Source organism: Deltaproteobacteria bacterium, assembly GCA_029860075.1.
In the GTDB taxonomy this organism is placed as follows: Bacteria; Desulfobacterota; JADFVX01; order JADFVX01; family JADFVX01; genus JAOUBX01.
Window position 1 is genome coordinate 21268 of sequence record JAOUBX010000024.1, and the last position, 13932, is coordinate 35199.

At 46.5% G+C, this 13932-nt stretch carries 8 protein-coding genes and 1 riboswitch; of the genes, 5 read left to right on the forward strand and 3 right to left on the reverse strand.

From position 1 onward, the window contains the following. Positions 1-11: 11 nt before the first annotated feature. Positions 12-1952 (reverse strand): 4-alpha-glucanotransferase, encoded by a 1941-nt coding sequence (gene malQ / locus OEV42_09120; protein MDH3974424.1) that lies wholly within the window; start codon positions 1950-1952, stop codon positions 12-14. A gap of 20 nt (positions 1953-1972) precedes the next feature. Beyond that, positions 1973-2506 carry a transcriptional regulator gene (locus tag OEV42_09125; protein MDH3974425.1) on the reverse strand — a complete coding sequence of 178 codons (534 nt, stop codon included), beginning with the start codon at positions 2504-2506 and terminating at the stop codon, positions 1973-1975. A gap of 297 nt (positions 2507-2803) precedes the next feature. Here OEV42_09125 and OEV42_09130 point away from each other — a divergent pair, with 297 nt between their 5' ends. Genes OEV42_09130 through OEV42_09140 form a run of 3 tightly spaced genes read left to right on the forward strand, consistent with a single transcriptional unit; the run spans position 2804 to position 5033 of the window. After that, entirely contained in the window at positions 2804-3484 is a 681-nt protein-coding gene (locus tag OEV42_09130) for a hemerythrin domain-containing protein (protein ID MDH3974426.1), read from the forward strand. Positions 3485-3494: 10 nt separating this feature from the next. Next, complete coding sequence (locus OEV42_09135; protein ID MDH3974427.1) at positions 3495-3737, forward strand: DUF2249 domain-containing protein; 243 nt, start codon at positions 3495-3497, stop codon at positions 3735-3737. Then, a complete protein-coding gene (locus OEV42_09140; GenBank protein MDH3974428.1) occupies positions 3738-5033 on the forward strand; it encodes a hypothetical protein in 1296 nt (431 codons plus the stop codon). 205 nt (positions 5034-5238) lie between these two features. On the opposite strand, the gene OEV42_09145 is transcribed toward OEV42_09140, so the two are convergent. After that, positions 5239-7362 carry a hypothetical protein gene (locus OEV42_09145; GenBank protein MDH3974429.1) on the reverse strand — a complete coding sequence of 708 codons (2124 nt, stop codon included), beginning with the start codon at positions 7360-7362 and terminating at the stop codon, positions 5239-5241. Between the two features lie 529 nt (positions 7363-7891). After that, a riboswitch (cyclic di-GMP riboswitch) is annotated at positions 7892-8000 on the forward strand. Between the two features lie 57 nt (positions 8001-8057). On the opposite strand from OEV42_09145, the gene OEV42_09150 reads away from it, so the two are divergent. Further along, positions 8058-9029, forward strand: a complete 972-nt coding sequence (locus tag OEV42_09150; protein MDH3974430.1) for a hypothetical protein — start codon at positions 8058-8060, stop codon at positions 9027-9029. Positions 9030-9087: 58 nt separating this feature from the next. After that, positions 9088-13932 (forward strand): hypothetical protein, encoded by a 4845-nt coding sequence (locus tag OEV42_09155; protein ID MDH3974431.1) that lies wholly within the window; start codon positions 9088-9090, stop codon positions 13930-13932.

The window sequence follows — 13932 nt, forward strand, 5'->3', positions numbered from 1 at the left end:
AACGGGCAGCTTTAGCTGTTAACCTTCAGTACGTAAGGTCTATGAAATTTTCTCCCTCCCGCCTTGACTGTAATGGAGTAGATTCCTTTTTGGGGAACAGGGATTTCTGCGTGGTAGAGGTGGCCCTTATCGGGAAGGTCGGCACAGGATTTTACCTTTATTTCCTTTTTTCCCGTCAACTCTGACTGGATAGCGATTTTGTCGTATTTTTCCCCCGACATGATCCAGATATTGAAGTTTTCACCTGCATTTCTTTGCTGTATTGTCCCTGCCCCGGGGAGTATAGCTATTCTGTGGTCAAGTTCTTCAGAAGCAATAGGGCAGCGTCCACTTATGGCGGAAAGTTCTTTTACAAAGTTTGCTGATTTTCCAATTTCATTATCAACTGAAAGGCTGTTTAAAAATTCCATAGTAAAGGGCATGCGCCAACTCCAGTTATGGTCGCCGAATGTACCGGGAAAGTTGATGCGGTGTTCTTCACTAAAGCCGACAATATCCTGAAAGGGGAGAATGACAAACTGTGCCCTCGAATGATAGAGTCTTTGCAGAACATGCTCTTTTACCTCACCAAAGGCGGGTTCCTTACTGAGGCAGAGGTAATCGATGAGGGCCTCTTTTTCTTCGTGGCGCATATTTTCCCACCAGTGCGCCAGGGTAGGCGTGTCGTGAGTTCCCGTTGTGGCGAGAAAATCCTGGTCATACTCTTCGGGGAAACGATAGCCCGACGCCAGACCCGATGATTCACCTTCACCCCAGCCGAAGATGAACGTTTTATATCCGGCAATGCCCAGTTTTTTTCTCAGGTGATGGACTTCAGGCGTTATGGAACCAAGGTCCTCGGCAAGAGGAATGGCCAGTTTTTCGTAAAGTGACGTTTTTAAAAGCCGCTGAAGGAGTTTTTCTCCCGGTCCTTTAACCCAGTAGCCCTCCTTGGCGCTCCTGTTATTGGGGACAAACCAGTAGGATTCAAAGCCCCTGAAATGATCGAGACGGTAGAGATCGAAGTAGGCGCATTCACGTTCCACCCTTTTTCTCCACCAGCCATAGTCATCGATGGCCATTTTTTCCCAATTATAAAGGGGGTTGCCCCATGATTGACCGTCCCAGTTAAACATGTCCGGCGGTGCGCCGGCCGTTCCTTCCAGGTTGCCATGAACATCCATTTGGAAGAGATCGCGCCTGGCCCATACTTCGGCGCTGTCTATGCCCGGGTAAAAGGCCACGTCTCCCATGAGGTAGACACCTTTTTTGTGGGCATAACTTCGCATTTCATTCCATTGGATTGAAAAAATCCATTGAAGCCACTGGTAAAAAAGGCCTTGTTCGTGACGCTCCCTGTCGATTTCATCGAGGGCATTTCTGTCCCTGTCTCTGTATTCTTCAGGCCACTGCCGCCAGTCAACTTGTCCCAGCTTTTCTTTGAGGAGGCAAAAGAGAGCATAGTCTGTAATCCAGCTCTTTTCACTTTCCATGTAAACAAGAAATTCATCTGACTTTTCCGTACAGTGGGTCCAGTCGTTTTTGATAAAATCTTCAAATACTTCAGAAAGAATGGACAGTTTGACCGTTCTTACTTCATCATAGTCGACACGTTCGTTATTCTTAAGCCGTAAAATGATGCCGTCATCAGTCAGCTGTTTAATGAGTTTATTTGCTCTTTCGTATTGATCGAGGTTCTCAATGCTGTCGATGGAGATGTAGAGAGGATTTGCCGCAAAGGTGCTGATTGCCGCATAGGGGCTTGCGTCGCCGGGGCTTGTGTCATTGATGGGAAGGATCTGGATTATTCGCTGATTATTTTCAGCAGCCCAGTCAATGAGTGGATAGAGATCGGCAATGTCACCGATGCCGAGACTATTTTCCGTCCTCAGGGAAAAGAGGGGAAGAAGAAAACCGGCGCTTTTAGTTGCCCAAAGGTCGTTAAAAATGACACCCTTATTGTTCGCGTTCATAGGCGAAGCTCCATAAAAAATTAACCTCTGTAGGGAGAGACTTTAATGTTAACATTGACGGCATTACATATATCATCGAGAGGGTCCCGCCACTTGTGGTATTTCAGATCGGGAGGTGCAACGACGATGGCCGTCATGGTAAAGAGTATGGTTCCACTCATGGGAGCAGGCGCCGTATTTGTATCCATTGATTCTATATTGATACCATTATTTGCCAGGTTATGAGTAATGGAATTTATGATCCCTTCGTGATCTGCTCCGCTGACCTCGACCAGGTAGGGAAGCCACCCTGTATATTTGGTTTTTGCTTCCCCTTCGGTTTCCCGCAGAAAAATCTGAAATCCATCCTTGTTGAACCTCTCAAGAGAAGCGCTGAGGCTTTCCCTGTTTTCGGCAGATATCGATATAAAAAGGAGCATGGCAAAGTCACCGCCGAGCCTTGCCATGCGGCTCTCTTCGATGTTGCCTCCCAGTTCCAGAATTTTCTTTGTCACCCTGTCTACTATCCCGACATGATCAGGGCCGGCCAGGGTAGCAACGATGTGTTTATTCATGGATATCTCCCCGGAATTTTCATTTTTTGTTGTTTATGCATTCTTTTACCAGAGGTGAGGAAAAATTAGTTAAGTATATATCATAAAAATGTTGAGGAAAGAAGCTCATAATGAGGTATGGAAATATTATTTGAAAAAAACCGGTCATGAATAGATGAAGAGAATAAGTTATGATTCACACGGACAAGAAGCATGCAGAAATATATTTGGTTAGTAAGTGTTTACTTCATTGACATGGGACAGGAAAATAACTATAATGGCGACTTTAAAAATTACCAATTGCAAGGAGATAATTAGATGGCGACAGAACTGAAACTTTCGGCCTCCGGCTTTGATGAAAGAAAAGAAGAAATTGTAGAGGCTGTGAAAGGTCTTGAAAAGGATGACAAATTGACCTTGTCCTGTGGAGATGATTTTTTTGGCGTAATTTCTGCTGTTCAAAGGGAACTTAAAAATGAGTTTATCTGGGCGCCGCTTGTTAACGGACCCCGGATGTGGAAAGGTGAAATCAGGAGGTTTGCGCCTGAAGATGTGATTCACGGCAGCATTGTCGCTTATATGACCTTTGACCACAAAAGATGCGATGAACTCTATGCCGATGCGGAAGCTGCCTGGAATGACGGTGATGAAGCGAAGGCTATGGAGCTTTTAAGGGCCTTTGATCTCGGAATGAAGAGACATCTCGGTGAAGAGGAAAATGTGCTTTTTCCCCTCTTTACCGAAGCAACGGGCATGGTTGGCGGACCTGTCCAGGTAATGACTATGGAGCATGAGCAGATGAGGGGCGTGCTTAGCCAGATGCAGGAAGCCCTTGATGCAAATGATCTTGAAACAGCAATTGCAAACGGCGATACCATGGTCATCCTCATGCAGCAGCATAATGTCAAGGAAGAGGGCATCCTCTACCCCATGATCGAGCAGCATGCCCCGGGTGATTCAGAAGAGACCATCCGCACACTGCAAACCTATCTGCCCTGAATCGTGGCGCATGTCCGACATCATTAATTCAAGAAAAATCATAACTGTCGATTGCAGGGAACTCGAGCCTCCGGAACCTATGATAAAGGTACTGGAGGCTGTTCACCACATGGGAGATGACGAAGCAGTCATGATGGTGCACAGGAAAAGGCCGAGGCTGCTCTTTCCCCGGCTCGATGAACTTGGATTAAAGCATGAAATCAGGGAAGAGCGTGAAAATCGGATCAAAATACTTATCTGGAGAGAAAACTAGATGTATGCCGGTGTAAGCCTCGATCAGGCGCCGCCTGAGGACATTCCCGTCAGGTTTTTTCTCTCTGCTCCCGCTTACGGCATCATAGCGGGCCTGCTTATAGCTATCAGGGGAGAAGATCTTTTTCTCAGTATCTGGGGCTCGGAAACGATTGCCCTTACCCATCTTTTTACGCTCGGCTGGCTTGCCATGATTATGATGGGGGCTTTTTACCAGATGGTGCCTGTCCTTGTCGGAGGGACGGTTCCCTTTATCAGGGCTTCAAGAGTGGTGCACAGCCTCTTTTCTCTCGGCGTTGTCCTCATTGTGTCAGGAATGTACCTTGCCAAAGAGCCCTTCATTATTGCCGGAGCAGCAGCGCTTGCTCCGTCGCTTCTTTTTTTTATTGTTCAAATCTCCATTGCCCTGCTCAAGGTGAAGGCCGACAGACCGACGGTTGTTGCCATGCGCATTTCCGTCACTTCTTTCCTCATAACCATTCTGCTGGGCATCTATTTTGCCGGTACCCATGCCTTTTTATGGGAAATGTCAGATAACCGGATGGGATTGACGGGGACACACATGGTGACGGGACTCTTCGGTTGGGTTGGCGGGCTTATAATGGGCGTCGGTTTTCACGTTATTCCCATGTTTTATATGACGCCTGAATTTCCAAAAAAGAAGGCCTCTCTTATTCTCCGGCTCTACGGGACCTCCCTCCTTCTGCTTCCTTTGGCGCTGCTTACGAACCTTGGCTCTCTTTTTTATCTTGGTGCAGCCATTCCGGGATTAGCGGCACTTACCCTTTTCGGAGTGGAAACTTTTGCGCTTATGGGGAAAAGAAGAAGAAAAATAAAGGATACGACACTCAAGGCCTGGCAAAGAGGGCTTATCATTCTTCCTCCGGCCCTTATCGCCCTCATTGTGACGCTCTTTGTTGATACTGAAATTCCGCGTTTCCTCTTTGGTCATCTATTTATCGTCGGCTTTGGCCTGACTGTTACAACAGGCATGCTTTACAAAATCCTTCCTTTCCTTGTCTGGTTTCACCGCTTCAGCTTCCTCATCGGTAAAGTCAAGGTGCCGCTTATGAAAGATATCTGTTCCGATAAGAAAGCCGACAGACAACTGCTCCTATTTCTTACCTCCGTAGTGATACTATTTTTCGGCATTGCCTCCAATTTCGACATTATCATCAGGGCAGGTGGCCTTGTCTTTTTCCTGTCTTCAGCCATGCTGCTTCTTATCCTCGTCAAAATGATCCGGATGAAAGCCCCTGAAGTGCCTCAGGAAAAGGCGCAGGGTATGTCTCTTTAAGGGTTTTCTTCCGACGCAGATTTTCACATTTTGTTTATGATTATTTTCGGGAGAAGCTGCCCCGGAAAAGCTGCCCCGGAGAAGCTACCGCAGTGACGAAGTTGTCATTTCAATGCCAGGCGAATTTTGACGCATCGCTTTGTCTTCGGCAATCCGGATAGTTATGTTTTCCCCCCTTTGTCATTTAAAGTAGCCTGTCCTCTTTTTATAGCCTGATAAGGGTATTCTCTGCAAGTTCCATTGCCTTTTCTTTAAGTTTAAGGGCAAAGGGATCCTCATTTTTAAGGGCCTTTTCCATATGATCCAGAATATCGTAATAAAGGTCCCAGGCTTCTTTCTCCCTCTCAAATATTTTCTTTAGACCGCCCTCTGCCGTCACTTTTTCAATGGCTGATTTGAGTTTTTTTGCGCCTGTATTGATGAGTTCAAGCCCTTTATAGCGTTCTTCCTCATTTTCATGGGCAAGGAAAGCGCCTGCCTTAAGGGCCAGGCGAAGAAAGGCGATATTTAAGGGAATAGGGCTGACAAAGCTCCCTGTAAAAGGGTTGATGACCTTTTTAATCTCTTCCGTACTCCATGGAAGGGCTCCGGCATAATATGAAAAGATAATGATTCGCTCGTAGTCTCCCACGAGTTTGCCTATTGCAGCGGCCTTGATGGCTTCCCCGGCGAAGGCCTCCTTGTCGTGGCGCATAATAAAACCATCTTTATGAACATACCTGAGCGCCGGTTCTCCCCCGTCGTGGAAGAGTCGTGAGAGGATATAGGCCTGGTCTTCAGCCCTTCCTACAAAGGTGGGAGTAAAAGGGCGATGCTTCCTTAATGAATCTATAAGGATACCGTTTGTTCCGCCCGTAACGTGGATCCTGTGAATGCAGGACTTCCTGCCGTCTATCTCATCGTCATAGCGGGTCATCATTTCGGCAACCGTTGAGAGCGCTTGTGGAACCCTGCTGCAAAAGAGCCTGTCCTCCCCTGTAAAAGGGGCCGGGGGAGGGGTAACGTCGGGTGTGAAGAGCGACTTTGCGATGTCTTTTTCATTAACCAGCGCCCCTGCAATCATCCCGAGAGAAAGGGCGTTGCCATCGCAGTCGGTCCCCCCGGCTCCCCAGAGGGGCGACATAAGGTGCTCAAAAGCGGACTCTCCGCTTTCATTAAGGAGGGCTTCATGGGGAAAGACCTGATCGAGATCGATTTTAAAGGTTGCCTTTACATGCGGGGCGATAAAAACCTGCCAGAAGGCGGTAATGGCCTTAAGGAAACTGTAATGCCTGCCGTACATGCCGTCAACACCGATAATCTCTTTTAGCAAAAGGGCGCTATCTTCCTTTTCAGGCAGATATCTTTCTGCTGCTGGAATCAGTACCTGGTGGAGCAGTTTTGATGTGTCGGCCTCGGTAAAGAGGTAGACATTGAGGCCCGGCAGTTTATGGACCTTATTAAGTTCCCCTTCAATGTAATCTTTTGCCAGCCCCTGCAAGCCTTCGTGAGTGACAGAGACTGAAAGGAGGCATGTCAACTCTGACGCTTCGTTCACATTCCCTCTTTTTTTTTCATGTTGCAGGGTCTCTGAAAGATGTCTGAGCCCATAAATAATTTCATTTTTCTCAGGCTCTACTCCAATCTGAACAGGATGATCATACCAGAAGAGCTGATCTTCTCCGCTAACCTCATGGAGCGCTTTTTTCAGATTCTCCTCAAGATGAAGAGAGCCCAAATCAGTTTGTGATGAAGGGATGGTAATGAGGGCATTCGAAGTAAAAATGACTTCTGCGGCAACGTCTTTAACGGGATTTGGATTGAGAAAATCTATCTTAACTTTTCTTTTTTCTCTGAGCGAAGCCTTTTGGGCCGTTTGCCGGTCAATAATAGAAACCGCCTCTGGATGAAAGAGGGACCATAGTTTTTCCTGAAACTTTTGGCTGTCAGTCCGGTCTTCACCTTCCGGAAAATCTTTTAATAGGGATATTTCCTTATTATGGGCGAATTCCCTAAATTCAGCAGGCAGCCTTTCCAGGCCTTCTCTGTAGAAGGACGCAATATGTTTCCAGAGAGGATCGTATTCCATTTCTTTCAGGTAGGCAAGGGCCTCGCCGTAGCGGGGATGATTTTCCGCCGACAGGCAAATAAGAAAGGCCGCATTGAGGTTTCCGGGAATTGACAGGCGCCCCGATTCACCGGGATTGAACTGCTTTGAAATATTGATGCTGCAGGCGCCTTCTTTGGAATCATCTCCTATAAGAAGCGAGATGATGTTGTCATACCTTTTCCAGCCTGACTCCCCTGAAGTTGACTTTACCGCTTTATCTCCTGCTGTTTCATTTCCCATTTTCTTAATGTGCTCCCTCATGAAATTAATTGTGACCCCTCAGATCCATAAAAAGCGGTCAACGAAATAGTACCATAAAGGAGGAAGGGGCTAAACTTTTTATTGCAATTAAATTTATGTTCTCCCATGCTAAAAATTGATTCTATTCCTTGCCGCCTCGATTGATTGTATAGCAGGCAATTATCAGCCAGTCAATTTAATAAGGTGATTTATGTCGTGACAAAAGGTTTTTGTTATGTTATGTTTCCGCTTCTTTTGGTGAAGCCATAAAAAAATCGTTTTTTTAGGGTATTTTTACGCCGGCAATGGCGACATTTATTGATATGGGCGCCTGTTTTTTTATCGGCAGGGTTTGAATTTTTTTCATGATTATATGAAATTTATTCTATATAAATTGTTTTTTTTGTGCTGAAAAAAACAGGTGGAATTTTAAATAAATCAGATATTACAAGCAACGAGAGGGACAGGTCACTTGCGGCATTCTTTTTGCTTAATGAAATTTAGATGTTTTTGGGCTAATCAAAAAACACTCTGCTCAGAGCAAACCCTGGGAAACCTTGGGGCGCAGAGCAACGGGGCTAAAGAAAGGATGAGATAAATTTATTCTCTCTTCTTTCCATGTCTGCCGGGCCGCCAGAGATAATTCTTTGGCGGCTTTTTTTGTTGCCATAATATGAAAATGTGGAGGACATGAGATGATAACGACTCTTAAATTAAAAGCAAAGACGCCTCTTTTGACGCCAAACTACCCTTCCCGGGGAAAAGAAGAAAAAGCATCATCACAGAAAAAGGCTTTTTCTTTTGAGAAGTTTCTCGCCTTTATGGCCCTGTACACTATTGTTATTTTTACCTATGAAGGACTAACGGAAAAATATATTCCTCAAATAAGTATTTTAAAACTTCTGCATTCCCATGATTTGCTTCTGGGCTATTCCATCGAATATGGGCCGAGCAAGGGAATCTGGATTGATCTCGGTTGGGCCGGTTCTATCATGATGATGGTCATGATGTTTTACAGTGTAAGAAAGCGGGTGTCCATTTTTCGATCCTTCGGTTCTTTGCGTAAATGGCTTTCTTTTCATATGCTGTTGGGAATTTTAGGCCCTATTCTTATCACCTTTCATACGACGTTCAAGTTTAACGGTCTCGTTGCCACCAGTTTCTGGTGCATGATCATCACCATGATTTTCGGGATTTTGGGGCGATACATTTACGTGCAGATTCCCCGAAATATTTCCGGCGCCGAACTGGAGGTCAGTGACATTGAAGAATCAGTGCAATCTCTTAGCCTCAGCCTGGACAAAAATCTGGGACATGACAAGCTTCTCAGCCTGATGAAAATGATAGATTCGGGAGAGGAAGATATGGAAAAGCTTTCCCCGCCTTATATTCTTTTTCTCATGATGAAGATGGATATTAAAAATAAGTTTAAGCTCATTTTTCTGAAAAAAAGACTAAGATCAGACTTTCAGATGAGCGGAAAATTACAAAAGGAAGTTATCGACCAGCTAAAAAAGAGAGCAAGCCTTATTAGAAAAAAGCGGCTTCTGGCAACTTCACACAAGCTGTTGCATTATTGGCACGTATTTCATATCCCACTGGCTATCGTCATGTTTTTGATCATGTTTATCCATATCTGTGTTCACTTTCTCTTTCGTTCCGTCTGATAAGCAGAACGGACATTTACCCCGTTACAGTCGAATTTTTTTATCTTGTGGAGTGTAAATGAAGTCATTTTTCTTTATCATCCTTTTTCTTTTTATCCATACGGAGCTTCAGGCCGAAGACCTGGGATCGCTTATCAGTCCGGGCAAGCTGGCTAAATCCCATGAAAAGTACGATGCCATCAAGAGTTGTACCAAATGCCATAAACTGGGAGGGGGAGTGCCCGATCAAAAGTGCCTCAATTGCCACGAAAAGCTGGACAAGCTCATTAGAAACAAAAAAAGTATCCATGCGCGATACAGCGATCCCTGCATCCAGTGTCATGGTGACCATAAAGGACGCAACTATAAGCTGATTTCCCTTGATGAGAAAAAATTTGACCATAATCAGACGGGATATAAACTGGAAGAAAGACATGGCGAGATTGCCTGCAAAAAATGCCATAAAAAGAAAAATACTTTTCGTGGTCTAAAGGCAGACTGCCTCTCCTGTCATAAGAATTATCATAAAGGCCGCTTAAAAAAGGATTGCTTGAGCTGTCACAATTTCAGAGACTGGAAAGAGACGGAGAAATTCGATCATAACAGAGACGCTGCTTATAAACTGACGGGCTTGCATTTAAAAGTTAAATGCAAGGATTGCCACCGAAAAAACAGGTATAAGATCAAACATTTTAAACGATGCGATTCCTGCCATAAAAATCCGCATAAAAAGGAAAAAATCACAAAGAAAAAATTATGCAGAGAATGCCATGTTACCGGGGGGTGGAAGGTCGTAAAAATAAACCATTCAAAAACGAAATATCCCTTAACAGGAAAACATAAGAAAGTTGCTTGCGGGAAATGCCATAAAAAAAAGAAAATTACCGGAATTCCATTTGATACCTGCAATTCATCATATTGTCATAAAAACCCTCATGGGAAGCAGTTTAAGGGCCAAAAATGTGACGATTGTCATACCACCAGGCGGTGGAGCCCCTCTCTCTTTCGTCATGGTTCCAGTTATTATAAAGGATTTAAGCTAAAAGGCAGGCATAGAAAAACATCTTGTGAAAAGTGTCATAAAAAAGGCCGTTACAGAGGTCTGAAATATGGCAGCTGTGTCACCTCCGACTGTCACAGAGATCCCCATAGAAAGCAATTTAAAGGCCAAAAATGTACGAACTGCCATTCGGAAAAGCGGTGGAAACCTTCTCATTTTGACCATAATTCCAAAAGGTACAAAGGTTTCAAGCTGGAAGGAAAGCACCTGAAGACAAAATGCAACAGGTGCCATTTTAAAGGAAAGTACAGGAAAACTTCATCCAGGTGCTATAGCTGCCATAAGAAGGATGATATTCATAAAAAAGCATTAGGGAAGACCTGCGGTAAATGTCATAACGCTGCCGATTGGAAAAAAAGTTTTTTTGATCATAACAAACAGAGTGAATTTCCCCTTATTGGAAAGCACAAAACAGTCAAATGTAAAAAGTGCCATAAAAATAAAAGGTATCAGTCAAAAAAGAAAAAGTGCGCTCATTGCCACAAGGATATTCACAAAGGTGAATTTAAGGGTGCATGCAATGTTTGCCATACGCAGTATGACTGGCAGCCTAAAAAATATCCTCATGGCGATAAAACAGGGTTCTTTTTAAAAGGTGTTCACAGAGACCTTATTTGTATTGATTGCCATAAAACTAAGGGCTCATTTAAAAACCTGAGGAGAGAATGCAGCCGCTGCCATGAAGACCCTCATTTTAATCAATTTGGAAGGCTCAGTTGCAGTGAATGCCACGGAGAATTCACATGGGCCCCGACGGCGTTCAACCATAGCAAAACCATTTATCCCTTAATGGGAAACCACCGTTTGGCTGAATGTGATAGCTGTCATAGCAACGGTCTCTATAAAGCGACTACCCGAAGATGCATCAGTTGTCATGAAAGCCAATACATGGCTGCCCCCAATCACCTCAGTGACGGCTACAGTCAGGATTGTACCCATTGTCATTTTGTAAATTTTATCGGCTGGGGTTTCAGGCATGAACCTGTGAGCACGGGCTGCTCCTCCTGCCATATTAATTCAAGCAATCCACCCAAACCGGCAGACCATAACGCCAATAACTGGGTGACCTGTGAAGATTGCCACAAATCGACAGCGCTGTGGACCTTTACGCATTCTTCAAAGGGCGGCGGCTGTTCCTTATGCCATCTTGACTACAGCACTCCCCCCAAGCCGGAAAGCCATAGGATAAACAATCTCACCGTCTGTGAGGATTGTCATCAATCAACAGCTACCTGGGCATCGGCCCATCCTTCAGTGAGCGGGGGCTGCTCCTCCTGTCATCTTAACAGCAGCACTCCGCCTAAACCGGCCAGTCATAGCATAAACAACCTGACCACCTGTGAGGATTGTCACCAATCAACCTTAACCTGGGCAACAACTCATCAGTCCGTCAGTACGGGCTGTTCCGCCTGCCACCTTGGTTACAGCAATCCGCCCATAACGGCAAAGCATACCACCTACAACTGGGTAAGCTGTGAGAATTGTCATCAATCGACGGCACTGTGGACTTTTACTCATCCTGCGGCGGCTACAGGCTGTTCCTTATGCCATCTTGACTACAGCACTCCCCCCAAGCCGGCCAGTCATAGCATAAACAACCTGACCCTTTGTGAGGATTGCCATCAATCAACGGCTACCTGGGCATCGGCCCATCCTTCAGTGAGCGGGGGCTGCTCCTCCTGTCATCTTAACAGCAGCACTCCTCCTAAACCGGCCAGTCATAGCATAAACAACCTGACCACCTGTGAGGATTGTCACCTGTCAACCTTAACCTGGACAACAGCACATCAGTCCGTCAGTACGGGCTGTTCCGCCTGCCACCTTGGCTACAGCAACCCGCCCAGGACGGCAAAGCACACAAGCCAAAACTGGGTGACCTGTGAGGAATGCCACAAATCAACGACGCTGTGGACCTTTGCTCATCCTGCGGCCGGTACGGGCTGTTCCTCCTGCCATCTTGACTACAGCAATCCGCCCAAAACGGCAAAGCATACCAGCCATAACTGGGTGACTTGTGAGGAATGCCACAAATCGACGGCGCTGTGGACCTTTGCTCATCCTGCGGCCGGCACGGGCTGTTCCTCCTGTCATCTTGACTACAGTAATCCTCCCAGGACGGCAAAGCATACCAGCCAAAACTGGGTGACCTGTGAGGAATGCCACAAATTAACGACGCTGTGGACCTTTGCTCATCCTGCGGCCGGTACGGGCTGTTCCACCTGCCATCTTGACTACAGCAATCCGCCCAAAACGGCAAAGCATACCAGCCAAAACTGGGTGACCTGTGAGGAATGCCACAAATCGACGGCACTGTGGACCTTTACTCATCCTGCGGCCGGTACGGGCTGTTCCTCCTGTCATCTTGACTACAGTAATCCTCCCAGGACGGCAAAGCATACCACCCATAACTGGGTGACTTGTGAGGAATGCCACAAATCGACGGCACTGTGGACCTTTACTCATCCTGCAGCCGGTACGGGCTGTTCCTCCTGTCATCTTGACTACAGCAATCCTCCCAAAACGGCAAAGCATACCAGCCAAAACTGGGTGACCTGTGAAGAATGCCACAAATCGACGGCGCTGTGGACCTTTACCCATTCTTCAAATGGTACGGGGTGTTCCTTATGCCATATTGATTACAGTACTCCGCCCAGGACGGCAAAGCATACCACCCAAAACTGGGTGACCTGTGAGGAATGCCACAAATCGACGGCGCTGTGGACCTTTACCCATCCTTCAGTGAGCACGGGTTGTTCCACCTGTCATATTGACTACAGCAACCCGCCTAAATCGGCAAGCCACACAAGTAATAACTGGGTCACTTGCGAGGAATGCCACAAATCAACGGTAATTTGGAGTTTTACGCATTCTGCAAATGGCACGGGCTGTTCCTTATGCCATATTGCGTACAGCACTCCCCCCAAGCCGGCCAGTCATACCATAAACAACCTGACCGTCTGTGAAGATTGCCACCAGTCAACGACGACCTGGACGACAGCCCATCCTTCAGTGAGCACGGGCTGTTCCTCCTGTCACCTTAACTACAGCAATCCGCCCAAAACGGCAAAACACACAAGCCGTAACTGGGTGACCTGTGAGGAATGCCATCAATCGACGGCGCTCTGGACTTTTGCCCATCCTTCAGTCACTGCGGGCTGCTCTTCCTGTCACCTTGACTACAGTAATCCCCCCAGGACGGCAAAGCATACTACCTACAACTGGGTGACCTGTGAGAATTGTCACCAATCGACGGCGCTCTGGACTTTTGCCCATCCTTCAGTGAGCACGGGCTGTTCCTCCTGCCATCTTGACTACAGCAACCCGCCTAAATCGGCAAGCCACACAAGTAATAACTGGGTCACTTGCGAGGAATGCCACAAATCGACGGTAATTTGGAGTTTTACGCATTCTGCAAATGGCACGGGCTGTTCCTTATGCCATATTGCGTACAGCACTCCCCCCAAGCCGGCCAGTCATACCATAAACAACCTGACTCTTTGTGAGGATTGCCACCAGTCAACGACAACCTGGACGACAGCGCACCCGCCGGCCGGTACGGGCTGCGCCTCCTGTCACCTTAACTACAGCAATCCGCCCAGGTCGGTAAATCATACCACCTACAACTGGGTAACCTGTGAGGATTGTCATCGCTCAACGGCTTCATGGGCGTTTACCCACCCTCCAACGAGTTTCCCTTTGAATCATAACGGGACAAATCCAAATGACTGCGGGGCATGCCATCCCGGCGGCGCATTCACGAATAGCGGTGGATGTGTTGAATGCCATCAGGCAGAAGGAGCAAAAGTTCATAAAACTACTTTAAATTCCCGCTGTTTAAGCTGCCACACGACAGGAAAACCCTAG